Below are 21,038 nucleotides of genomic sequence, written 5' to 3' on the forward strand. Positions count from 1 at the left end.
GTTACCAGTGACGGAGGGCATTGAAGGGTCTCAGGACCTCCCTGATTCCCTGGGGTTGCAGTCGCACGTGCTTCGGTCAGGCAAACCGGGAAGCCGACAGCCCGAGCCATTCCAGCGCGGTGCCGTGGTACAGGCGCGCCTGGTTCGGGGTGTCCAGCTGCAGGGCTTCGATGCCGGCGCCCGGCGTCTGCTCGCCCAGCGGGAACGGGTAATCGGTACCCAGCATCACCCGCGACACGCCGCAGGTGTCGAGCAGGTACTGCAGTGCACGCGGGTCGGCCACCCAGGAATCGAAGTAGAAGCGTTCCAGGTACTCGCGCGGATTGCGCGGATTGTCCGTGGCGACCAGGTCCGGTCGCATGTTGAAGCCGTGTTCGATCCGGCCGATGGTGTACGGGAAACTGCCGCCACCGTGAGCGAGGCAGACTTTCAGCCGCGGCAGCCGCTCCATCACACCGCCGAACACCAGGCAGCATGCCGCGCGCGACTGCTCGGCCGGCATGCCCACCAGCCAGGGGAGCCAGTACTTGGGCATCGTCGGCGTCCCCATCATGTCCCAGGGATGCACGAGGATGGCCGCACCCAGTTCGCTGGCGGCCTGGAAGAACTCGAACAGCTCCGGCGCGTCCAGGTTCCACTCGTTGATGTGGGAACCGATCTGCACCCCCTGCAGGCCCAACTGGTCCATGCAGCGCTCCAGTTCCTGTACGGCCAGCCGCGGCGACTGCAATGGCACGGTGCCGATGCCGGCGTAATGTCGCGGGTAGTCGCGACAGGTTTGCGCCATGTGGTCGTTGAGCGCCTGGTGCAGCTCCAGTGCGTGATGCGGCTTGGCCCAGTAGCTGAACATCACCGGCACCGTGCTGATCACCTGCACCTGCACGCCGAAGCGCGCGTAGTCGTCGATGCGCTCCTGCGCATCCCAGGTCTTGGACCAGATCTCACGGAAGAACTTCCCGTCCTTGTAGATCCGGTGACGGCCGTCTTCGGTGTGGTGAATCACCGGGAAGCGCTCGTCGCCGTACTTGCGCGCCAGGTCGGGCCAGTCGCGGGGCAGGTAATGGGCGTGGGTGTCGATCTTGAGCATGCGCGAATTCAGGCCATCAAATGCCGATCCCGCATGATATATGCCGTGGGCGGGTCATGCAGTCCCGGCCGCCGCGATCCCGGCGGCCGGGCGCGCGGCCTGCGCTGGAAAGGTGTGAGTTGTGCAGGGAACCGCACAGAGCACCGCGACCTAGGTTGCCGGAGCGACACCGCGCCACTTGCGCGGCCGGGCGTCAGCTGGCGGCCGACGGCTCGTGCGCCAGGTCCAGCACGGTCCCGAAGCCCGCCTTTCGCGGCAACCGGCTGAGCTTGTAGTAGTGCCAATGCACGACGCACAGGCCGATGAAGCTGGCAAATGGAATGGCTTCGTCGCGCAGCGGGCGGTTGTAACGCTGCCACGCGCCGGCGTAGGAACCCACCAGCCGCCAGAGCTGGCCGTCGCGCGCCATGGCCCGCCCCAGCGCGATCCCCTGCCGCGCGGCGGCCAGCCAGGAACGCAGCCGGGCGCCGACGCCGCGCGGATTGCGCGTGAGCGCCAGACGCCGGAATGGTGCGGAGCCGGCGTAACCGGCAAAAAGGCGCTCGAAGTAGGCCTCGGGCGCGTATAGCCGCCGCAGCAGGTCATCGAAGCCGGCCTTCAGCGCCGCGCGGCTCATGAGCCTGGGATGGAACGCCACGTCCGGGTCGGAGAAGTCCAGCCGTCCCTCGTCGCGGAGCCGTTCGTACAATGGCGTGGTCGGAATGGGTGAAAGGATCGCCACCGTGGCCTGGGCTATGCCCGAGCGCTGGATGAATTCGAACTGCTGGTCGAAGACCTCTTCGGTATCGGTGTCGAACCCGACGATGAACCCCCCGTTGACAACGAGGCCGCCGTCGCGGATTCGCTGCAGCTTGGCTTCCAGGCTGTCGCCGCGGACGTTCTGCGTCTTGTGCATGCTGATCAGCGCTTCCTTGCTCGGCGACTCGATGCCGACGAACACCTGGCGGAAGTTGGCGGCCGTCATCAGTGCCAGCATTTCCTCGTCATCTGCCAGGTTGATGCTGGCCTCGGTGACCAGCACCAGTGGGAAATTGCGAGCCCGCTGCCAGTCCACGATCGCACGCAGCAACTCCTTGGCCTTGCCCTTGTTGCCGATGAAATTGTCGTCGACCAGGAAGCAGGAGCGGAATCCGGCGGCAAGGATCTGGTCGAGTTCGGCCAGCATCTGCACCGGTGTCTTCAGTCGTGGCCGCCGTCCGAACACCGTGATGATGTCGCAGAACTCGCACATGAACGGGCAACCTCGCGAGAACTGCAGCGAAGCCATGACGTAGCGCTGGCCGCGGACCAGATCGTACCGGGGCGTTGGCACCGAGGCCATGTCTGTCCGGTCGGGCTGGCGGTAACGCTTCTGCAGTGGTGCGTCCCGCGCCACGGCCTCCAGGAAGACAGGCCAGGTTTCTTCCGCTTCGCCAACAAACACCGTATCGCACAGGCCTTCGAAGGCATCTTCGGCTACCGAAGCGTAAGGCCCCCCGACTGCGACGATCGCCTGGCCGCCGCGCAGGCCCTGCAGGATTTCGTGCATGCGTACGCGCTGCACGATCATTCCCGTGACCCCGACCACATCGAAATCGCGCAGGCGCTCGAAATTGATGTCCTCGACGTTCTCGTCCACGATCTCGACGTCGCAATGCGAAGGCGCCAACGCCGCCAGCGCGGGCAGCGCCCCGGTGACCACCCAGCAACGGCGATCGCCAGGCATCAGTGGCAGCGCGAAATCGAATCCCCAGTAGGACGGTTCGAATTTCGGGTTGACGATGGCCACCCGCAGGCGCCGCGCGGCTGGCGCCGGCGTGGCCGGATTGCCGGACCGGGTGCGGGCCAGTGGCAGCGGATCGGGCAAGGTCAGAACGGTCGGATTCATTGCGACGTCCCGGAAGTTGCCAGGACGTCCGCACGGACCGCGGCGGGTCCGGCGCCGAGCAGGGCAGGCAACAGGTAGGGGTGGGGTCCTGCGTACGGCGACAGGAACGACAGGCGAAGGCCGGCGTCCGCAAAGCACGGGCCGTGGTAGAGATGGCGACCGCCGGGTGGGTTGATGTACTCCACGCCGCCAAGCGCGCGCACGATCGCGATGATCCGCTCCTGTCCGCGCAGCGCCGGATCCACCCCCAGGGTCGAGCTGCGCAGCAAGGTCGGGCGCAGATCGAGCAGGCTGCCGACCAGGCGCAGCCCGTGTTCGAGGAAATCCACGACCCCCGACAACGGGGCGCCCAGCAGTCGATGCAACTGCCCGGCTACTTCCGTATCGGAGCCGGCAAGCCAGGGAAAACGACGTAGCCGCGCATCTAGCGTGTTGCGTGCACCTTCGGCAAAGGCCAGATCTCGGATGAGAACATCGCGCGGTTGCCGCGCCAGCGGCAGGGTGAGCCATTCTGCTCCGCCGGCAGGGCCGGGCAATTGCGCCCGGTGCACGCGGCCGCGACGATTGAACTGGACGCAATCGAGCATCACGAAACAGTCGGCGGCGGCGAACAGGCGAAAGTAGCCTGGATATGGGAAAAAGTAGGGCTGCATGACCGCCACCCGTACCGGGCTCACGCCAATGCCTCCGCGCCGCATGCATCTGGCAGCGTCAGCAGGTGGATGCGCAGCCGTTCGTTGATGGCGTTCTGGCGCGGGGCACCGACGAAAGCGTCGAACAGGGCGCGATTGCAGAGAAACTCGTGGCGGGCGAGGTCGTCGCCGCGCAGGTAGTGGATGACGCGAACGTCCTCGGGCTGGACCCAGGCGTGCGCAAGCAACCGGTCATCGTTGGCACAATTATATTCGTGCCCCAGTTCGACCACGTCCACGCCGGTCTCCGCCATGGCCAGTGTCAGGGCAACCTGGGCCGCGAACCGATTGCGCGGCAACATGCGACAGGCCAGATCGAGACATTCGTCGATGCGTGCGGACACGGCGGTGAACGCGGCGGCATTGAAAGCGACGAAGCCGTAATTGAAGTACGCGGGCGAAGCGAGTTGTCTGCCGTCCACGTCGATGGAATAGCGTCGGTCCAGTGGCAGTCCGGGGCGGTCGATGGCCCGTAGCAGGCCGAGCCAGGTCTCCTCGTTGTTCGCAAACGGCGGACTGTGCGCCTGCAGTCCCGCCACGGCAGGAGGTGCGCCGTGGAGCAGGGTGAGCAGGTCGTCGAAGGGCGCCACCGGACAGGTATCGGCGTCACACAGCACCACGATGTCGGCGTCGCTAGGGCAGGCATAGCGACCGTGGCCGGACGCCCATTCGGGAGCAGTCATCCGCGCATGCAGTTCGTCAGGCACCACGTACCAGTCGACCGGAAATGCCTGCGCCCACGCATTGTGGGCGTGGACCTCGGCCAGCGAGGCCCGGTCGCCGACGGACACTTGGATCCTGGCCTGGGCGTACGCGCTCCCCAGGCTGGCCAGCGACTGTGCGATCAACCGTACCTGCGCATAGAACGCCGGCTTCGGCGAAATGGGGATGCGGAACTCCAGCTTCATGGTTCGTCTCGCTCCTCGACGGCGTAGCCGAAGCCCGCGCGGCTGAAGTCGTTGCCGTTGTAGAACATCACGCGGGAGTTCCCGTCCCGCACGACGCAGGCGGCTACCTGCATCCAGTCATCCCAGTCCCCCGGTTGCGGAGACGGCGCGAATCGCACCGGAGCAATGTCCTCCGGGCGCACGGTAGGGCCGTTCAGAGGGGACCGGTAAAGCCGATAGGCATCGGCCGACGGTCCACGGAATTCCGAGGCGCCGCGCGCGCTGAACCAGAGCGTCGCGTCCTGGCCCTCACCCTCGATCCAGGGCCGTGTCACGCCTGCCCAGGCCGTCCCCTCGATCGAAACCACCGGGTCACACTGGGTGTGCCAGGATGCGCCGTCGGTTGAATGCGCAACACGCAGGTCGTAGAAGGGCTCCGTTCGGCCGGCGACCCGACGCCATCCCAGTCCGTTGGCGTACCACATCGAGAAGCCCGAGTCCGTCCGCCGGACGCACGGGGCGGTGACGAATCGAGGATGTCCGGCGGGCGATGTCAGCACGGGGGTGTGGCTGGCCTTGCGAAATGAAAGCCCGCCGTCTTCGCTTACGGCCAGGCCGATGGCCAGTTCATGCGGTACATCCCGGCCCAATCGCATGCCCGTGTACCAGAGCATCACACGTCCATCCACGGCCAGGGCCGCCGATACCCACAGCCCGGCGCTGTCGAACGCGCCCTCGTTCCCGCGCTCCAGCCCGGGAACTTCACGGACGGCGAGCACGCGCATGGCGTCGCGCGGGTCAACGTCGGCGCACAGGACCCCGGCCCGGCCGTCCGAGTCGCGCGCGGCGAACCAGATGCGCCACAACCGTTCCCCGAGCGGCAGGCAGGTCGGCATGCCGGCGCTGTGTCGCCACCATGGATGGGTAGCAGGCGGCGACACGACCAGGCCCCTGCGGCGCCAGATTCCCATGCGATCGACGTCCTAGAGCAAGCGCTTGAGACGCTGGCTGGAATAGCGCGCCACCGGTGAAGCGACGCCGGGAACCACGGTGTCGGGTGGCAGGTCCGCCAGGACCACGGCGGCCGGACCCAGGAAGCAGCGCGCCCCGACACTGCGTCCATAGTCGATGCTCGATTTGCCCGCCATGAAGCACTCCTCGCCGAGGGTCACGTTGCTGGAAATCCCGATATGTGAGGACAGGAAGCAGTGGTCGCCGATCCGCGAATGATGGCCGATGTGGTTGTTGCTCCAGAGGATGACGTTGTCGCCGATCTCGACGAACGGCTGCAGCGTGTTGTTGTCGAGGATGAAGCAGTTCTCTCCGATGCGATCGGTGTAGACATTGCAGCTGGGATGGATGAAGGAGGCGAAGGTGTAGCCCCGAGCCTTGCCTTCCTGAAAACGCGCCTTGCGGAATTCATTGAGCTTGCGGAAGCTCAACGGTCCCAGCAGCTTCACCCGATCGGGTGGAAAGCTGCGCTCCAGTTGCTCCCAGGAAACCTGGGGCCTGCCCGCGAACGTGTCGCCAGTGCGGAACGCGTCGTCGACGGTGAAGCCGACAATGCGGTCGGGCCCGTGGGCGTCGATGTAGATGCGTGCGACATCGGCGATCTGTCCGGCGCCGAACACGACGATGTCATTCACGGCGTCACCCCGCGGCCGGCCTGGGTGATGCCTGCCTGGGCGTGCGGTATTGCAGCCTCCGCGAGCGCGGCCACCACTCGCGCGATTTCCGTGTCGTGCAGGTCCGGGGCCATCGGCAGGCCGATCAGGCAGGTGGCGATCCGCTCGGTGTTCGCGAGCAGCCCCCGCGGCGCCGAGACGAAATGCGGTTCGTTGTGCAGGCCGACGCCGTACCAGCGCCGGAAGCCCACCCGCGCAGCCGCGAGTGCGGCGGTCGCCGCCGCGGCCTCGGTTGCGTCGCGGGCGACGAAGAGCGCGTAGCAGGAGGCCACGCGCGGGGCGGTCACGATTCGGCCGGCCAAGCCATGGGAGCGCGCGTGCTTCTGGTAGGCCTGTGCCACCTGCGACAGCGCGTGGCGCTGCGACGGCCACCGGGCCAGTTGCGCCAGGCCAACGGCGGCATGGTATTCGCTGAGCTTGCCGTTGATGCCGGGCATGCGGCATTCGCGCGCGCCCAGGAACCCGAAATTCAGCGCACCGTAGGTCCGCTCGATGACGCCGCGATCCGTGCACAGCACGGCGCCGCCTTCGCCGATCCCGAATGCCTTGGTGGCGTGCATGCTCAGGACAACCGGCACCGTGCCGAAGGTGTCATCGGGATGGTCGCAGGCCTGCTCGAAGGCAGCGGCGGCGTCGATCACCACCGGTATTCCCGAGTCGCGGGAAAACTCGCTCCATGCCTGCTGGGGCACCGACTGGCCGTAGGCTGCCGTGGCGAGTGCGAGGCCGACACGCTCCAGCGGCTGGCGCGCGGCAAATTCGGGGGTGGGCATCCATCCGTTCGAGTCGACGTCGATCAGCCGCGGTTGATAGCCACACGCCTCGGCGGCCAAGGCTGTCGCGGCGAATGTGTAGGCGGGGCACAGCGCCCAGGGGCGCTCAGAAGTCGCCCTGCCGGCCGTGGCCAGGATCGCGGCGATCAGTGCCGAAGTGCCCGACGAGGCCAGGCACACCTCTTCCTCGCGCACACCGAAGGCCTGCGCCAGTCCGCGCGTGAACTGCGCGGAAAGCGTGCCGTGATTCGTATACCGCCGTGCGTCGTCCATGCGCTCCAGGAAGGGAGTCAGGTCTTTTACGCGCGGCAGCCGTGGCCTGCATACCGGGACGGCGTCCGCCTCGCGGCCGGCCGCGATGGGGCGCCTGCCCGGCGGTGGCAGGTCGTCCTTGAGCGCGAATGCCATCAGCTCGTACAGGTCGCGATCGGCGCGGAAACCGATCGCGCGTCCGGCCAGCCCGCGCAGGTAACGCGCGAGGTCGTCATAGGAAACGTGGAACAGGTCGTCGCGTTCCCAGTCCACGAGGGTGGACATGACGTTGAAGACGATGCCACGTCTTACTCGGGGCCAAGTGGCCTCGAGCATTCGGGTCATGAAGGCCCACATTTGCTCATGGGTGGCCTCGTGCCTGACGGTGAACAGCCCGTTGGCGAAGACGAAGTCACAGTCGAGCAGACGGTCCAGCGTCTTGCCGTCGGCGTCGAGCAGGTCCAGGCAATGAAACGCCACGTCGGGAAACTTCGCCCGGGCGATACCGATTGCCAAAGAGGAGCGGTCGATGCCGATGTAGCCGACGTCGTCGAAACCTTCCTCCTGCAGGAAGCGATACAGCTCACCGGTTCCGCAGCCCAGGTCGCACAGCGTGACGCGGCGTTGACCGGCATGCTGCAGCACCAGGTCGATGCCCATCCGGAACCGGGCGCGCCGACCCGCTTCGTCCGGCCAGGCCGCGCCTGAGGCGGTGTCGCCGTGGCGCGCGAGGTGCGCGTCGTAGTAGTTCAGCAACGCTGTCGACGTATCCACCAGTTCTTGCGCGCCCCCGGTCCTGCTGCGATCGTCACGCGCCGGCCCCGGCAACACCGCAGGCCCTTGCACGCCCCGAGTATTGCATCGCTGCATGAACTTATGGAAGCGAGCCAGAGCGGGCGGCAAGGTCGGCACTACCTGCGTCGCCCGGAAGGCGCCGTGCGATTGCGTCAGAGAGGGGGCCTGGTTCCGGTCGTGCCGGCGCGGAACCCTCAGGATTCCCCGGGGTCGTCGTATTTCGCGGGCGCGGGATTCAGATGGCCGCAGTCGCGGCAGGTACGGTGCTCGCGCGAGCGGTAGAAGCGCTCGAACACGGCCGGGAATTCGTTTTCGATGTCGCGCAGCGGGAAGAATTCCTCGTACAGCTTCTCGTTGCACCGTTCGCAGTACCACATCAGCCCGTCGAGTTCATGTGGCTGGCGCCGGCGTTCGATCACCAGGCCCACGGAGTCGGCCATCCGCTGCGGCGAATGGGGCGTGCGCGGCGGCAACATGAAGGTTTCACCCGCGCGAATGGGAATGTCGCGGACCGCGCCGTTTTCCTGGATGCGCAGCACCATTTCGCCCTCTAGCTGATAGAACCACTCGGGCCCTTCGTCGAGGTGATAGTCGGTGCGCTGGTTGGGCCCGCCCACCGCCATGACGATGAATTCGCCATTGAAGATGCACTTGTTGCCCACCGGCGGCTTCAACAGCGCGCGGTTCTCGTCGATCCAGGCCTGCAGGTTGAGCGGGGCGGGAAGCATGGCGTGTTCTCCGGTTTCAGGCGCCTGCGGCTGGCGCAGGCTGGCGGACCACCGCGGTGCACTTGAGTTCTATGGCGATGGGCGTGGGCAGCGCGGTGATGCCCAGCGTGGTGCGGCAGGGTGCGGTCTCGATGTCCGGGAAGTGTTCGGCCCAGACGGCGTTGTAGGCCTTGAAGTCCCGTCCCATGTCGGTGAGGTAGACGGTCACGTCGACCAGGTCCTCCCAGTGTGCGCCGCTGGCTTCCAGCACGGCGCGCACGTTGGCGAATACCGCGCGCGCCTGGGCGGCGATGTCGTACCGGCGCACGCGGCCGTCGGCGAAGTATTCATTCCCGGCAATGGCGTTGGTTGCCGCGTCGCGAGGCCCGATGCCCGACAGGAACAGCAGTTCGCCGACGCGGCGGGCGTGGGGATAGGTGCCCACCGGGCGTGGCGCCGCCTGGGTCTGGATCACGTCGTGCGACGCCGTGCTGGCCGGTTTCATGTCGCTCATTCTTCCGCTCCGCGCTTCCCACTCAGCCGGTTGAGGGCCGTGTCGTAGGCGTCATTGAGCTGTTCAGGCGAGCCTACGTCCATGCCCAGGTTGCGTACCCGTCCGTCGAGCAGGCTGTACACCCACCCGTGCACCGAAAGCTGCTGGCCTCGCGCCCAGGCGTCCTGCACGATCGTCGTCTGGCAGACGTTGACTACCTGTTCGATCGCGTTGAGCTCGCAAAGGCGGGCGTGCTTCATCGAATCCAGTTCCACTTCGTCCAGCAGCGGCTTGTGCTTCTGTGCCACGTCGCCCACGTGGCGCAGCCAGTTGTCGGCCAATCCGATGCGCTTGCCGGTCAGGCTGGCGTGCACGCCGCTGCACCCGTAGTGGCCCACGACCAGGATGTGTTCGACCTTGAGCAGGTCGACGGCGAACTGGAGCACCGACAGGCAGTTGAGGTCCGCGTGCACCACGACATTGGCGATATTGCGATGGACGAACACCTCGCCCGGGGCCAGGCCCAGGATCTGGTTCGCCGGCACGCGAGAGTCCGAGCAGCCGATCCACAGGTACTTGGGCGCCTGCTGCTGGGACAAGCCCTTGAAGAAACCCGGGTCGTCGCGGCGGACCTGTTCTGCCCACTCGCGGTTGTTGCGTAACAGTTCGTCCAGCGTCGTCATGGCAGGGAATCGCTCCCGATGAAAATGCCCACGTTCTTGGGCTCGGTGAAGAATCGCATGGCCTCCATGCCGCCTTCCCGGCCGAGGCCGGAAGCGCCGGTGCCGCCAAATGGCGTGCGCAGGTCGCGCATCAGCCAGGTGTTGATCCAGACCATGCCCACCCGCAGGCGCGCCGCCATGCGATGGGCCCGCGCGAGATCGCGCGTCCATACCGAAGCGGCCAGACCGTAGTCCCCCGCATTGGCCAGCTCGATCGCGTGGTCATCGGTGTCGAAAGGCTGCAGCGTGACCACCGGCCCGAAGATCTCCTCGCTGTTGCTGCGGCAGTGCGGACCAAGGTTGTCGATGACCGTTGGCTCGACGAACCAGCCCGGCCGATCCAGCGCCCGGCCGCCGCACAGGACCTCGCCGCCTTCCGCGCGCGCGAGCCCGATTGCGGCGACGACCTTGTCGAAATGCTGCTGTGAGACCAGCGGACCCAGGTTGTTGTCACCGTCGATCGGGTCGCCGACTCGCAGGGCCAGGGCGCGCTGGACCAGTGCGTCCCGGAACTCGGCGTAGATCCCGCGCTCGACCAGGATGCGCGATCCGCACAGGCAGATCTGGCCGCTGTTCTGGAATGCCGATCGCACGATGGTGTCCATCTGCTCGCGCCATGCGCTGTCGACGAACACCAGCGTCGGATTCTTCCCGCCCAGCTCGAGCGAGACTTTCTTGAGCAGCGGCGCCGCCAGGCTGGCGATGCGCTGACCCACGGCCGTGCTGCCGGTGAAGGAAATCGCCTTCACGCGCGGATGGGTCACCAACGGCTCGCCCACCTCCGGTCCCAGTCCATGCACGATGTTGAGCACACCCGCCGGAAAGCCGATCTGCGCGGCCAGTTCGGCCAGCATCGTGGCGGTCAGCGGGGTGATCTCCGAAGGCTTGGCCACCACGGTATTGCCCGCGGCCAGCGCCGGGGCAATCTTCCAGGTGAACAGGTACAGCGGCAGGTTCCACGGCGAGATCGTCGCCACCACGCCCAGTGGCGTGCGCAGCGTGTAGTTCAGCCCGGCCTGGCCATGGTGCGATTCGCTGGAGAACTGGGTGGCGGCATGGGCGAAGAATCGCAGGTTCGATATCGCGCGCGGGATCTCGACGTCGCGAGCCAGGCCGATCGGCTTGCCGCCGTCGCGCGATTCGGCGTGCGCGAAATCGTCCAGCCGCGCCTCGAGCGCGTCGGCGAGCCTTTCGAGCCAGCGCGCGCGTTCGCTGTTGGGCAGCGCGGACCAGGCCGGGAATGCGGCTGCGGCGGCCGTGATGGCCGCCTCGACATCGGCGGCGCCGCCACGAGCGACCTGTGCGAATGCCTTGCCGGTGGCCGGGTCATGAACCTCGAGCCATCGGTCATCGGCCACCTCACGCGGCCGCGCGTCGATCCAGTGCGTCAGTTGCATCCGCCAAGCTTAACCGCCGCGAGGGACGGCCGCAGCCCCGAGTGCCCGGTTCTATGCCCTCGTGGGCGGGACGAGCTGCGGGTCGTGGTATTCAAACCCGACCCGGTGCTCGTCGGCGCGCGCGACACGGGCAGGGACGTTGACCGCGACGACGCCATCGTCCTGGTAGAAGAACAGGCGCACCAGCTCGTCTTCAGCCAGGGGGCAGCCCTCGGGGCGGAATACCCCGCAGCCTCCGGTGGACAGGTCCAGGAGCTGGGCGAACCAGGCGCATTCGCCGCGCACGATCATCACGCGCGAAGCGAACGGGACGCGCTCGTCGTCGCGGCGCTCGGCAGCGGTGGGCATGTTCACGGCCCCGCGTCCAATCACAGTGAACGCAGCCGTCCGCCGTCGACCGGCAGGTTCACGCCGGTGATGTAGGCGGCCGCGGGCGAACACAGGAAAGCAATGGCGGCTGCGGTTTCCTCGGGCCTGGCGAAACGGCCGAGGGGAATCTCCTCCACCATCTTGGCCAATACCGCTTCGCGCAACTGGCCGGTGCGCTCCATCGTGGTGCTGATGATCTGCTCGATTCGAGGCGTTTCGGTCGCGCCGGGCAGCACGTTGTTTACGGTGATGCCGTGCGGCGCGACCTCTGTTGCCAGCGTCTTGGCCCAGCTCGCAACCGCCCATCTCGTGGTGTTGGACACGCCCAGCCCGCGCAGCGGCTCCTTCACCGAAGTCGAGATGACGTTGACGATGCGCCCATAACCGTCGCGCTCCATGCCCGGCAGGACCGACTGCGCAAGGACCTGGTTGCCCAGCAGGTGCTGGCGGTAGGCCGCTTCGAACTCGGCGATGCCGGCGTTGCGCAACGGGCCGGGTGGGGGGCCGCCGCTATTGTTGACCAGGATGTGCACGGGTTTGCCCGCGGCAAGCGCATCGACCTTGGTGCGCAGCGTGTCCAGATCGGCGGTATCGGCCGATACCCAGCCATGCGCCTGCGCCGGATGTGGCCGCGGCAGGCGGGTGGCGAGTTCGCGCAGCGTGTCCTCGCGCCGGGCGAGCAGGGTCACGTCGGCGCCAAGGCCAGCCAGCGCCCAGGCCGTGGCCAGCCCGATGCCCTCGCTGCCGCCGCAGACAAGCGCGTGTTTGCCGGTGAGGTTCAGGTCCATGGAGTACGGGCTCGTTGAAAGAGTGGAAATGCGGTGGCGCGGCGATCTGCCGTTCATTCACGACGGGCCAGGCGGTCGAGCATCAGCGCCGCGACTTCGCGCGCCGGCGCCGCTTCGCCTTGCGCAAGCCGGGCCGCCACGGCGCGGACGTTGTCCGCAGGGTGATTCTGGTTGAGCTTGAAGGTGATCCGGATGTCCTGCACGCGCAGGCGGAAACCGACGATGCCCTTGAGCTGGACGCGCAGGTCATTGCGCTCGTAATCGAAGCGCCAGTCCTGGCCCACCCGTGCCTCCTGCTGTCGGCTCAGTTCGTCGACGAGAGTGGCCAGTGCGGCCTCTTCGTCGAAGATCTCCAACGCGCCGTCGAGGTGGGCGATGGCGTAGTTCCAGGTCGGCACGCGCGCGGCAGCGTCCTTGTCGGGATACCAGGACGGAGACACATAGGCGTGCGGGCCGTGGACGATGGCTTTCGCCGGTCCGGGGTTTCGCGACTGCGGATTGACCTTGGCCCAGTGGCCGATCAGTTCCACATGGTCGCCAGCACGACGATAGATCACCGGCAGGTGGGAGACCTGCGGCGCCGCGTCGGCGACGGTCACCAGGGTGATGAAGTTGTCGCGCTCGATCAGCGCGTCCAGCGCAGCCAGGTCGGACTCGGCGAAATGGCGAGGCGGATACATGCTTCAGCGTCGCGCTGGCAGTCTGGCGACCATGCGTTCACGCAGACCCTGGTCGTCCTGAGCGTGCGGCGGGAGCAGTTCGTCGAGAGTGAAACCGCGCTCGGCGGCGTCCTCCGCGTCCAGCCCGTCGAGCGAGATGAACTCGGCGTCCATCAGTGCGGCACGGGCGGTATCCTCGCTGTCGTAGGGCAGGGTGTTGCCGTCGCTGTCGAACACCTCGGCCGTCCCGGCGTCTAGCACGCGCAGGCGGGCCCAGATCACGGTGCGGCCGATCGTGGCCAGCCACCATTCGTCGCGCAACGTGTCATTCATGCGGAAACCACCGTGGAAAGCGCCCACAGGAGGCCAGCCAGGACCAGGGCGATGATGATCGTCAGCAGGGACAGACGGGCCGGCGCGGCCAGCCCGTCCAGGTTGCGATCGCCGGCCTGGCGATAGCGTGCCGCCAGCAACCAGGCCAGCGCGGCCGGCTTCAGGAACGCGCCGTTGCCCAGCTCGCTGCCGATGGCCGGATGGCGATCTCGGATGTGGACCAGGGTGAGCGGCCAGAAGATCACGAACGCGCAGGCGCCCGCGATGGCCATGGCGACGAAGAGCAGGGCGAAGAACAGGATCAAGGCGGCGGGATCACGATGGCAGTGTGGTGTCGCCGACTCGGGTCGGCGGGGGTGGCCGATCGTCGCGATCGCGCCGGTGACTGGACGGGCAGGCTCAGAATTCAGCGCTGCCCGGGGCGCGCGGATAAGGGATCGCGTCGCGGATGTTCGACAGGCCGCATACGTACACCACCAGGCGTTCGAAACCCAGGCCGAACCCGGCGTGCGGCACGGTGCCGTAGCGGCGGAAGTCGCGATACCAGCCATAGTGGGCCGGATCCAGGCCGAACTGCGCCATGCGCGCATCCAGCAGGTCCAGGCGCTCCTCGCGCTGGCTGCCACCGATGATCTCGCCGATCCCGGGCGCCAGCACGTCCATCGCGGCGACGGTCCTGCCGTCGTCGTTGAGGCGCATGTAGAACGCCTTGATGTGCTCGGGGTAGTTGATCACCACGACCGGGCGCCCCACGTGCTCCTCGGTCAGCCAGCGCTCGTGCTCGGTCTGGAGGTCCAGGCCCCACTCGACCGGGAACTCGAACTTCTTGTCGGCCTTCTGCAGCAGCGAGATGGCATCGGTGTAGTCGATGCGCTCGAAAGGCGCGTTGATGAAGGATTCAAGCCGCGTGATCGCGTCGGGCTGCACGCGTTCGGCGATGAAGGCCATGTCGTCCATGCGCTCGTTGAGCACGGCACGGAACATGTACTTCAGGAAAGCTTCGGCGACATTCGCGTCTTCGTGGAGATCGGCGAAGGCGATTTCCGGCTCGATCATCCAGAATTCGGCCAGGTGGCGCGTGGTGTTGCTGTTCTCGGCGCGGAAAGTCGGGCCAAAGGTGTAGACCTTGCTCAGGGCCAGGCAATAGCCCTCGACGTTGAGCTGGCCGGAAACCGACAGGAAGGTCTCCTTGCCGAAGAAGTCGCGGCTGAAATCGACCTCGCCCTTGGCGTCGCGCGGCAGGTTGGCCATGTCCAGCGTGGAGACCCGGAACATCTGCCCGGCGCCTTCGGCATCGGACGTGGTGATGATCGGGGTGGAGATCCAGTAGAAGCCCTGCTCGTGGAAGAAGCGATGGGCGGCCTTGGCCAGGCAGTCGCGGATGCGGGTGGTGGCGCCGAACAGGTTCGTACGCGGGCGCAGGTGGGCGAATTCGCGCAGGTACTCGAGCGAGTGCGCCTTGGGCTGCATGGGGTAGGTGAGCGGATCCTCGACCCAGCCGACCACTTCGATCCTCGAGGCCTGGATCTCGTAGGCCTGGCCCTGGCCCTGCGATTGCACCAGGGTGCCGGTGGCGATCACCGCGCAGCCGGCAGTGAGGTGCTTGACCTCGCTTTCGTAGTTCGCAAGCAGGGCCGGTGCCACGACCTGGATCGGCGCGAAGCAGGAGCCATCGCTCACGTTGACGAAGCTGAGCCCGGCCTTGGAATCGCGCCGGGTGCGCACCCAGCCGCGGACCGTGACTTCGCCGCCGGCGGGCAGCTTGCCCGCGAGCGCGTGTTCGACGCTGACCACCGTCATGCCTTGAATCCTGGCCGTCGCGGGCCGATATGGGGAAAGGCGGCAGTGTACCCAATGCGGCTGCCCGGCCGACAGGACGCGGAGGCGCGCCGGTGCTCCCCAGTGTTTCCTCCGGCTGCGGCAGGAGTCAGGGACGCGCCCATATACTTGTCCTGACGCGGCGCGCCCTGCGCCCCGTCCAACTCCGGAGATTCCATGGCTGTTGCCCTTGCCCCTGCCGCCCTGGCCCGTGTCCAGCGCTACCTCGCCGAGTCGCCACAGGCGCTGGGCCTGCGTTTCGGCGTGAAGCGGACGGGCTGTTCCGGGTGGCAGCACTTCGCCGACCTGGCGCAGGACCAGCGCGACGGCGACCACGTCTTCGAGCAGGAAGGCGTGCGCATCTTCGTCGACGCCGACAGCCTCCCACTGGTGGACGGGACCACCATCGACCTGGTCAAGCAGCGGCTGGGCGAGCAGTTCATCTTCCGCAACCCCAACGCCAGCGCCGAATGCGGCTGCGGTGAGAGCTTCACGACCGACGCCGACGCGGCCTGATTCTCTACAGGTTCCGCGCTTCAGCCCCTCGAAGCGTTCATCGGCCTACAAGTGGCCGGGCCGCCGGCTTTGCCGTCCCTGGCCACTGGCGGTCGACAGGGAGAACCCAACCTTCGGCACGGCAGCACCCTGGCTGCCCCGACTAGACTCGGGCCTTCGCCCCGGGGAGTCGTCGTCATGTTCCGAACCCTAATGCGGCGCCTGCCGCAGCTGGCCGCCGCTGCCGCTTTTGCGCTGGCGCTCGCGCCTGCGGTGCAGGCGCAACAGCGAACCGCCAGCCAGTCGCTGCATCAGCTTTTCGACGAGGAGTGGGAACGCAACCTCCGCGAAAACCCGGTCAGCGCCAGTTACCAGGGGGACAAGCGCTACAACGACCGCTGGGGTGACGCCAGCCTGGCGGCCATCGAAGCCAGCGCCGCCGCCGATCGCGCCGCATTGGCGCGGGCGAAGGCGATCGACCGCGCCGCGTTGTCGCCGGCGGACCAGCTCAATTACGACACCTGGGTATGGCTGCAGGAAAAGGCCGTGCAGCGGCAGAAGTTCCGGCCCTACCTGCAGCCGCTGAGCCACCAGGGCGGCGTCCAGAGCATCGACGGCATCACCGAGATCCTGCCGTTCGCAACGGTCCGCGACTACCAGGACTGGCTCAGGCGGATGGATGCGCTGCCCCTGCTGGTCGAGCAGAACATCGCTTTGATGCGCGAAGGCATGAAGGCCGGCAGCATGCCGCCCAAGGTGCTCATGCAACGGGTTCCTCGCCAGATCGCCGGGCAGATCGTCGATGATCCGACGAGCAGCCCCTTCTACGGCCCCTTCCGCAAATTCCCCGACAGCCTCACGCCTGCCGAACGGGCACCGCTGGAGGCGCAGGCCCGCCGCACGATCTCCGAACGCATCGTGCCCGCCTATCGCACGCTGCAGGCGTTCTTCAACGACGAGTACCTGCCGCACGCGCGCGACTCCATCGCCGCCGCGGACCTGCCGGACGGCAAGGCCTACTACGATTTCCTGGCCGCCTACAACACGACCACCGACCTGAGCGCCGGGCAGATCCACGAGATCGGCCTGAAAGAAGTCGCGCGGATCCGCGCCGCGATGGAGAAGATCAAGGCAGAAGTGGGCTTCCAGGGCAGCCTGGGCGAGTTCTTCACCCACCTGCGCACCGATCCGAAGTTCTTCCACAAGACGCCTGAGGCCCTGCTGGTCGCGTACCGCGACATCAGCAAGCGAATCGACCCGGAGCTGGTGAAGATTTCACGCACGATCCCCCGCCAGCCCTACGGCGTGCGCCCGATCCCCGACACCATCGCCCCCGACACCACGACCGCGTATTACCAGGGCGGCGCGGCCGACGGCAGTCGTGCCGGATTCTATTACGTGAACCTGTACCGCCCGGAGATGCGGCCGATCTGGGAAATGATGCCGCTCTCCCTGCACGAAGCCGTGCCGGGCCACCACTTCCAGTTCGCCCGGTCGCTGGAGCTGCCGGACGCGCCAATGTTCCGCAAGACCGCGTATTTCGTGGCCTATAGCGAGGGCTGGGGCCTGTACGCCGAGCAGCTCGGTTTTGACATGGGACTGTACGAAGACCCCTATGACCGTATGGGCCAGCTGGCCTACGAAATGTGGCGGGCGGTGCGGCTGGTCGTCGACACGGGCATGCACGCCAAGGGCTGGAGCCGTGAGCGGGCGATCGCCTACTTCAAGGAAAACGCCCCCAAGACCGACCAGGACATCGTCAACGAGATCGACCGCTACATCGGCGACCCGGGGCAGGCGCTGGCCTACAAGATCGGCCAGATGAAGATCTCCGAACTGCGGGCCCGGGCCCGTGAACGCCTGGGGGAGCGCTTCGACCTGCGGGAATTCAACGATGAGGTCCTGTCGACCGGTTCGGTGCCGTTGGCCGCCCTGGAGCGTCATATGGAGGCCTGGATGGCCGGGAAGGGCCGCTAGGAGCACCGGGCGCCCCGGCTGGCTGCTCCTCTGTCGGGACACCACGGGTCCGCGCGGCCGGGGCGGGCCGAGTGGTGGCTTGCGGGCATGGCCGCTGGGAAACCGGCTCCCTTGGGCAGTTGACGTGGCCCTCCCCGGCGGGCGGATCGCGGGTTTGCGTGTAACCCATTGAAGCTGCCATAATTTCCGGCTCCCGCGGCTTAGGCCGGGGGGACCTTGCTCCACCGCGGCCATCCCGGCCGGCGGGGGGCTGACCGGAGGCGGCCTGGCTGCGCTCCGGCATCCACAAGGAACAACACATGCGTCATTACGAAGTCGTGTTCCTGGTCCATCCGGACCAGAGCGAGCAGGTGCCCGCCATGATCGAGCGCTACAAGGGCCTGATCGAGAACGGTGCCGGCAAGATCCACCGCCTGGAAGACTGGGGCCGCCGCCAGCTGGCCTACCCCATCGAGAACCTGGTCAAGGCCCATTACGTGCTGCTCAACATCGAGTGCAGCCAGGCCGCGCTGAACGACCTGGTCGACGGCTTCCGCTTCAACGACGCCGTCCTGCGTCACCTGGTCATGAAGCGCGATGCTGCCGACACCGAGCAGTCGCTGATCATGAAGTTCAAGGACGAGAAGGGCGACAAGCCCGAGCGTCGTCGTCGTGACGACGAGAGCGACAGCGCCATCGGCAACGCCGATTCCGCCACCGATGAAGCCGAAGCCGCTTAAGGAGCGCTGACATGTCCAAGTTCTTCCGCCGCCGCAAGTTCTGCAAGTTCACCGCCGAGGGTGTCAAGGAGATCGACTACAAGGATCTCAACACCCTGCGCCAGTACCTCACCGAGACCGGCAAGATCGTGCCGAGCCGCGTGACCGGTACCAAGTCGAAGTACCAGCGCCAGCTGGCCACGGCCGTCAAGCGCGCCCGTTTCCTGGCGCTGATCCCGTACACCGACAACCACAACGCCTGATCCTGGCGTCCGCTCCCGCCCGCGGGAGCCGGACCGGGGTGAGGCCTGCCTCGCCCGTCATTCGGACAGCGAAACCTGCTGCGGGCCCATGGGCCCGCTAACGAATTCGGAGCAACACCATGCAACTGATCCTCCTGCAGAACGTGACCAACCTGGGCAAGCTGGGCGACAAGGTCAACGTCAAGCCCGGCTTCGGCCGCAACTACCTGGTCCCGCAGGGCAAGGCCGTTCCGGCCACTGCCACCAACCTGGCCGAGTTCGAGGCCAAGCGTGCCGAGTACGAAGCCAAGGCCAAGGCCCAGCTGGAAGGCGCCGAGGGCCGTGCCGCCGCGCTGGAAGGCGTGGAAGTCACCATCTCCGCCAATGCCTCGACCGAAGGCAAGCTGTACGGCTCGATCAGCCCGCGCGACATCGCCGAGGCGCTGACCAAGCTGGGCCACAAGGTCGAAAAGTCGGAAGTCGTGCTGGGCGAAGGCCCGCTGCGCCGCACCGGCGAGCACGAAGTCGTCGTGCACCTGCATGCCGACGTCGAGTCGAAGGTCAAGGTGATCGTGGTCGGCGAAGCCGCCTGATCCCCGACCCGCGGTTCCGGAACGGGCGCCCCAGGGCGCCCGTTTCTTTTTGGGGCCGGGGGGAGGGCGCGCCACCCGTCGGCGCCACTGTGGCCGGGCATGGCAGGGTCGCAGTCTGCGAGATGCCCACCGGTTATCCACAGTGTTATCTGCAACGCCCCGGGCGGGGGGGAGACTAGGATGGCCCGCGGTTCCGCTGCGCCCAATCAACAATAACGAGGAGGGTCGCCATGACGATCCTTCCAGGGGAGTTACATCGCCGATGACATCACGCCAGGGCGCGCGTCCCGATCCTGCATTCCAGACCCGTCGCGACCAGCGCATCGAGCAGCTGCGCGTCCCGCCGCAATCGGTGGAGGCCGAGCAGGCGGTGCTGGGTGGCCTGATGCTGGCCCCCGACGCCTATGACCGCATCGCCGACCAGCTCACCGACAACGACTTCTATCGCCGTGATCACCAGCTGATCTATCGCGCGATCCGCGAACTGGCCGAGAAGAGCCGCCCCTACGACGCGGTGACGCTGGGCGAATGGTTCGAGTCGATGGGCATGAGCGAGATGGTCGCCGGCGGCGCCTACCTGATCGAGCTGGCCAGCACCACGCCTTCGGCGGCCAACATCACCGCCTATGCCGAGATCGTCCGCGACAAGGCCGTGCTGCGGCAGCTGATCGACGTGGGCACCCACATCGTCAACGAGGGTTTCATGCCCGAGGGGCGTGATACCAGCGAGATCCTGGAGGAAGCCGAGAAGCAGGTCCTGGCGATCGCCGAGGGCGCCTCGCGGGGGCGGCAGGACTTCACCGCCGTCAACAAGGCCCTTTCCGAGGCCTTCGACGTCCTGCAGACGCGCTACGCCAACGGCGGCGGCGTTACCGGCATGCCCACGGGCTACACCGATTTCGACGAGATGACCGCCGGCCTGCAGCCGACCGACCTGATCATCCTGGCCGCGCGCCCGTCGATGGGCAAGACCACGCTGGCCCTGAACATGGCCGAGTACGCGGCGATCAAGACCCGCAAGGCCGTGGCCGTCTTCTCCATGGAAATGTCGGCCTCCCAGCTTGCGCTCCGCCTCATCTCCTCGGTCGGCCGCATCAACGCCACCCGCCTGCGCACCGGCCAGCTCGAGGACGAGGACTGGAGCCGCGTCACCAGCGCAATCCGCATGCTGCGCGAGGTCAAGATCTTCATCGACGACACACCGGCCCTGTCGCCGGTGGCCCTGTCGGCCAAGGCGCGCCGCCTCAAGCGAGAGCACGACCTGGGCCTGATCGTCATCGACTACCTGCAGCTGATGCAGGTGCCGGGCAACAGCGAGAACCGCGCGACCGAAATCTCCGAGATCTCGCGCTCCCTCAAGGCCCTGGCCAAGGAACTGAACGTGCCGGTGATCGCGCTGTCCCAGCTCAACCGCTCGCTGGAAACGCGTACCGACAAACGCCCGGTGATGGCCGACCTGCGCGAATCGGGCGCCATCGAGCAGGACGCGGACGTCATCGTCTTCATCTACCGGGACGACTACTACAACAAGGAAAATTCGCCCGACAAGGGACTGGCCGAGGTGATCATCGGCAAGCAGCGTAACGGCCCGACCGGGTCGGTGAAGCTGAAATTCTTCGGCGAATACACCCGTTTCGACAACCTGAGCCACGACGGAGTGGGCTCGTTCGAATAGTCCGGGGGCGGGGAGAGCGCTCTCTGGCGGGCCA

The 21,038-nt window shown here is 67.0% G+C and carries 23 protein-coding genes; 6 read left to right on the forward strand and 17 right to left on the reverse strand.

The features are described 5' to 3' along the window. Positions 1 to 76: 76 nt before the first annotated feature. The 17 genes from I8J32_RS11860 to asnS all read right to left on the reverse strand — a co-directional run bounded on the left by I8J32_RS11860 (position 77) and on the right by asnS (position 15,306). Positions 77 to 1,087, reverse strand: coding sequence for an amidohydrolase family protein (locus tag I8J32_RS11860; protein WP_200612403.1), 1,011 nt, complete (start codon positions 1,085 to 1,087; stop codon positions 77 to 79). A gap of 193 nt (positions 1,088 to 1,280) precedes the next feature. Then, positions 1,281 to 2,954 (reverse strand): radical SAM protein, encoded by a 1,674-nt coding sequence (locus tag I8J32_RS11865; protein WP_200612406.1) that lies wholly within the window; start codon positions 2,952 to 2,954, stop codon positions 1,281 to 1,283. Further along, the gene (locus I8J32_RS11870) at positions 2,951 to 3,607 is read right to left on the reverse strand and encodes a WbqC family protein (RefSeq protein ID WP_200612409.1); all 657 of its coding nucleotides are present in this window, start codon (positions 3,605 to 3,607) and stop codon (positions 2,951 to 2,953) included. The genes I8J32_RS11865 and I8J32_RS11870 overlap by 4 nt, the downstream gene beginning before the upstream one ends. Before the next feature lie 20 nt (positions 3,608 to 3,627). Further along, positions 3,628 to 4,554: a hypothetical protein gene (locus I8J32_RS11875; protein WP_200612412.1), complete on the reverse strand. Its 927-nt coding sequence runs from the start codon at positions 4,552 to 4,554 to the stop codon at positions 3,628 to 3,630. Beyond that, positions 4,551 to 5,429, reverse strand: a complete 879-nt coding sequence (locus tag I8J32_RS11880; RefSeq protein WP_200612415.1) for a glycoside hydrolase family protein — start codon at positions 5,427 to 5,429, stop codon at positions 4,551 to 4,553. The genes I8J32_RS11875 and I8J32_RS11880 overlap by 4 nt, the downstream gene beginning before the upstream one ends. 87 nt (positions 5,430 to 5,516) lie before the next feature. Continuing rightward, positions 5,517 to 6,179: an acetyltransferase gene (locus I8J32_RS11885; RefSeq protein ID WP_200612418.1), complete on the reverse strand. Its 663-nt coding sequence runs from the start codon at positions 6,177 to 6,179 to the stop codon at positions 5,517 to 5,519. Continuing rightward, a complete protein-coding gene (locus tag I8J32_RS11890) occupies positions 6,176 to 7,999 on the reverse strand; it encodes a DegT/DnrJ/EryC1/StrS family aminotransferase (RefSeq protein WP_207526570.1) in 1,824 nt (607 codons plus the stop codon). The genes I8J32_RS11885 and I8J32_RS11890 overlap by 4 nt, the downstream gene beginning before the upstream one ends. 233 nt (positions 8,000 to 8,232) lie before the next feature. Continuing rightward, the gene (locus I8J32_RS11895; RefSeq protein WP_200612423.1) at positions 8,233 to 8,766 is read right to left on the reverse strand and encodes a 3-hydroxyanthranilate 3,4-dioxygenase; all 534 of its coding nucleotides are present in this window, start codon (positions 8,764 to 8,766) and stop codon (positions 8,233 to 8,235) included. Positions 8,767 to 8,782: 16 nt separating this feature from the next. Next, a complete protein-coding gene (locus I8J32_RS11900) occupies positions 8,783 to 9,259 on the reverse strand; it encodes a RidA family protein (protein WP_245156322.1) in 477 nt (158 codons plus the stop codon). Continuing rightward, on the reverse strand, positions 9,256 to 9,921 hold the full coding sequence (gene can, locus I8J32_RS11905) for a carbonate dehydratase (protein ID WP_200612424.1): 666 nt from the start codon (positions 9,919 to 9,921) through the stop codon (positions 9,256 to 9,258). Before can ends, I8J32_RS11900 begins: the two co-directional genes overlap by 4 nt. Next, complete coding sequence (locus I8J32_RS11910) at positions 9,918 to 11,357, reverse strand: aldehyde dehydrogenase (protein ID WP_207526571.1); 1,440 nt, start codon at positions 11,355 to 11,357, stop codon at positions 9,918 to 9,920. Before I8J32_RS11910 ends, can begins: the two co-directional genes overlap by 4 nt. A gap of 51 nt (positions 11,358 to 11,408) precedes the next feature. Further along, positions 11,409 to 11,705, reverse strand: a complete 297-nt coding sequence (locus I8J32_RS11915; RefSeq protein WP_200612428.1) for a PilZ domain-containing protein — start codon at positions 11,703 to 11,705, stop codon at positions 11,409 to 11,411. A 20-nt stretch (positions 11,706 to 11,725) separates the two neighbouring features. Next, a complete protein-coding gene (locus I8J32_RS11920; RefSeq protein ID WP_207526572.1) occupies positions 11,726 to 12,514 on the reverse strand; it encodes an SDR family oxidoreductase in 789 nt (262 codons plus the stop codon). Between the two features lie 53 nt (positions 12,515 to 12,567). Next, the gene (locus I8J32_RS11925; RefSeq protein ID WP_200612432.1) at positions 12,568 to 13,194 is read right to left on the reverse strand and encodes an FMN-binding negative transcriptional regulator; all 627 of its coding nucleotides are present in this window, start codon (positions 13,192 to 13,194) and stop codon (positions 12,568 to 12,570) included. A gap of 3 nt (positions 13,195 to 13,197) precedes the next feature. Further along, positions 13,198 to 13,506 (reverse strand): hypothetical protein, encoded by a 309-nt coding sequence (locus I8J32_RS11930; protein WP_200612434.1) that lies wholly within the window; start codon positions 13,504 to 13,506, stop codon positions 13,198 to 13,200. Next, positions 13,503 to 13,811, reverse strand: coding sequence for a hypothetical protein (locus I8J32_RS11935; RefSeq protein ID WP_200612436.1), 309 nt, complete (start codon positions 13,809 to 13,811; stop codon positions 13,503 to 13,505). Before I8J32_RS11935 ends, I8J32_RS11930 begins: the two co-directional genes overlap by 4 nt. A 94-nt stretch (positions 13,812 to 13,905) precedes the next feature. Then, entirely contained in the window at positions 13,906 to 15,306 is a 1,401-nt protein-coding gene (gene asnS, locus I8J32_RS11940; RefSeq protein ID WP_200612438.1) for an asparagine--tRNA ligase, read from the reverse strand. Positions 15,307 to 15,501: 195 nt separating this feature from the next. Between asnS and I8J32_RS11945 the strand changes: the two genes are divergently transcribed. From I8J32_RS11945 to I8J32_RS11970, 6 genes are all read left to right on the forward strand, one after another. Next, positions 15,502 to 15,840 carry a HesB/IscA family protein gene (locus I8J32_RS11945; RefSeq protein WP_200612442.1) on the forward strand — a complete coding sequence of 113 codons (339 nt, stop codon included), beginning with the start codon at positions 15,502 to 15,504 and terminating at the stop codon, positions 15,838 to 15,840. Between the two features lie 177 nt (positions 15,841 to 16,017). After that, a complete protein-coding gene (locus tag I8J32_RS11950; RefSeq protein ID WP_200612445.1) occupies positions 16,018 to 17,796 on the forward strand; it encodes a DUF885 domain-containing protein in 1,779 nt (592 codons plus the stop codon). A 299-nt stretch (positions 17,797 to 18,095) separates the two neighbouring features. Next, positions 18,096 to 18,515 carry a 30S ribosomal protein S6 gene (gene rpsF, locus I8J32_RS11955; RefSeq protein WP_200612447.1) on the forward strand — a complete coding sequence of 140 codons (420 nt, stop codon included), beginning with the start codon at positions 18,096 to 18,098 and terminating at the stop codon, positions 18,513 to 18,515. A gap of 11 nt (positions 18,516 to 18,526) precedes the next feature. Beyond that, on the forward strand, positions 18,527 to 18,757 hold the full coding sequence (rpsR, locus tag I8J32_RS11960) for a 30S ribosomal protein S18 (protein ID WP_031372470.1): 231 nt from the start codon (positions 18,527 to 18,529) through the stop codon (positions 18,755 to 18,757). 119 nt (positions 18,758 to 18,876) lie between these two features. Next, complete coding sequence (gene rplI / locus I8J32_RS11965) at positions 18,877 to 19,329, forward strand: 50S ribosomal protein L9 (RefSeq protein ID WP_200612449.1); 453 nt, start codon at positions 18,877 to 18,879, stop codon at positions 19,327 to 19,329. 262 nt (positions 19,330 to 19,591) lie between these two features. Then, positions 19,592 to 21,004 (forward strand): replicative DNA helicase, encoded by a 1,413-nt coding sequence (locus I8J32_RS11970; protein ID WP_200612451.1) that lies wholly within the window; start codon positions 19,592 to 19,594, stop codon positions 21,002 to 21,004. Positions 21,005 to 21,038 lie beyond the last annotated feature (34 nt).

This window comes from Lysobacter solisilvae (assembly GCF_016613535.2).
In the GTDB taxonomy this organism is placed as follows: Bacteria; Pseudomonadota; Gammaproteobacteria; order Xanthomonadales; family Xanthomonadaceae; genus Agrilutibacter; species Agrilutibacter solisilvae.

Excerpts from the sequence above, each read along its gene's own strand:
- rpsF (WP_200612447.1), top strand. The coding sequence starts at position 18,096 with ATGCGTCATTACGAAGTCGTGTTCCTGGTCCATCCGGACCAGAGCGAG.
- I8J32_RS11875 (WP_200612412.1), bottom strand. The coding sequence starts at position 4,554 with ATGAAGCTGGAGTTCCGCATCCCCATTTCGCCGAAGCCGGCGTTCTAT.
- I8J32_RS11925 (WP_200612432.1), bottom strand. The coding sequence starts at position 13,194 with ATGTATCCGCCTCGCCATTTCGCCGAGTCCGACCTGGCTGCGCTGGAC.
- I8J32_RS11915 (WP_200612428.1), bottom strand. The coding sequence starts at position 11,705 with ATGCCCACCGCTGCCGAGCGCCGCGACGACGAGCGCGTCCCGTTCGCT.
- can (WP_200612424.1), bottom strand. The coding sequence starts at position 9,921 with ATGACGACGCTGGACGAACTGTTACGCAACAACCGCGAGTGGGCAGAA.
- I8J32_RS11930 (WP_200612434.1), bottom strand. The coding sequence starts at position 13,506 with ATGAATGACACGTTGCGCGACGAATGGTGGCTGGCCACGATCGGCCGC.
- I8J32_RS11910 (WP_207526571.1), bottom strand. The coding sequence starts at position 11,357 with ATGCAACTGACGCACTGGATCGACGCGCGGCCGCGTGAGGTGGCCGAT.
- I8J32_RS11895 (WP_200612423.1), bottom strand. The coding sequence starts at position 8,766 with ATGCTTCCCGCCCCGCTCAACCTGCAGGCCTGGATCGACGAGAACCGC.
- I8J32_RS11880 (WP_200612415.1), bottom strand. The coding sequence starts at position 5,429 with ATGCCGACCTGCCTGCCGCTCGGGGAACGGTTGTGGCGCATCTGGTTC.
- rplI (WP_200612449.1), top strand. The coding sequence starts at position 18,877 with ATGCAACTGATCCTCCTGCAGAACGTGACCAACCTGGGCAAGCTGGGC.
- I8J32_RS11950 (WP_200612445.1), top strand. The coding sequence starts at position 16,018 with ATGTTCCGAACCCTAATGCGGCGCCTGCCGCAGCTGGCCGCCGCTGCC.
- I8J32_RS11865 (WP_200612406.1), bottom strand. The coding sequence starts at position 2,954 with ATGAATCCGACCGTTCTGACCTTGCCCGATCCGCTGCCACTGGCCCGC.
- I8J32_RS11920 (WP_207526572.1), bottom strand. The coding sequence starts at position 12,514 with ATGGACCTGAACCTCACCGGCAAACACGCGCTTGTCTGCGGCGGCAGC.
- I8J32_RS11860 (WP_200612403.1), bottom strand. The coding sequence starts at position 1,087 with ATGCTCAAGATCGACACCCACGCCCATTACCTGCCCCGCGACTGGCCC.
- I8J32_RS11870 (WP_200612409.1), bottom strand. The coding sequence starts at position 3,607 with ATGCAGCCCTACTTTTTCCCATATCCAGGCTACTTTCGCCTGTTCGCC.
- rpsR (WP_031372470.1), top strand. The coding sequence starts at position 18,527 with ATGTCCAAGTTCTTCCGCCGCCGCAAGTTCTGCAAGTTCACCGCCGAG.
- I8J32_RS11900 (WP_245156322.1), bottom strand. The coding sequence starts at position 9,259 with ATGAGCGACATGAAACCGGCCAGCACGGCGTCGCACGACGTGATCCAG.
- asnS (WP_200612438.1), bottom strand. The coding sequence starts at position 15,306 with ATGACGGTGGTCAGCGTCGAACACGCGCTCGCGGGCAAGCTGCCCGCC.
- I8J32_RS11945 (WP_200612442.1), top strand. The coding sequence starts at position 15,502 with ATGGCTGTTGCCCTTGCCCCTGCCGCCCTGGCCCGTGTCCAGCGCTAC.
- I8J32_RS11970 (WP_200612451.1), top strand. The coding sequence starts at position 19,592 with ATGACATCACGCCAGGGCGCGCGTCCCGATCCTGCATTCCAGACCCGT.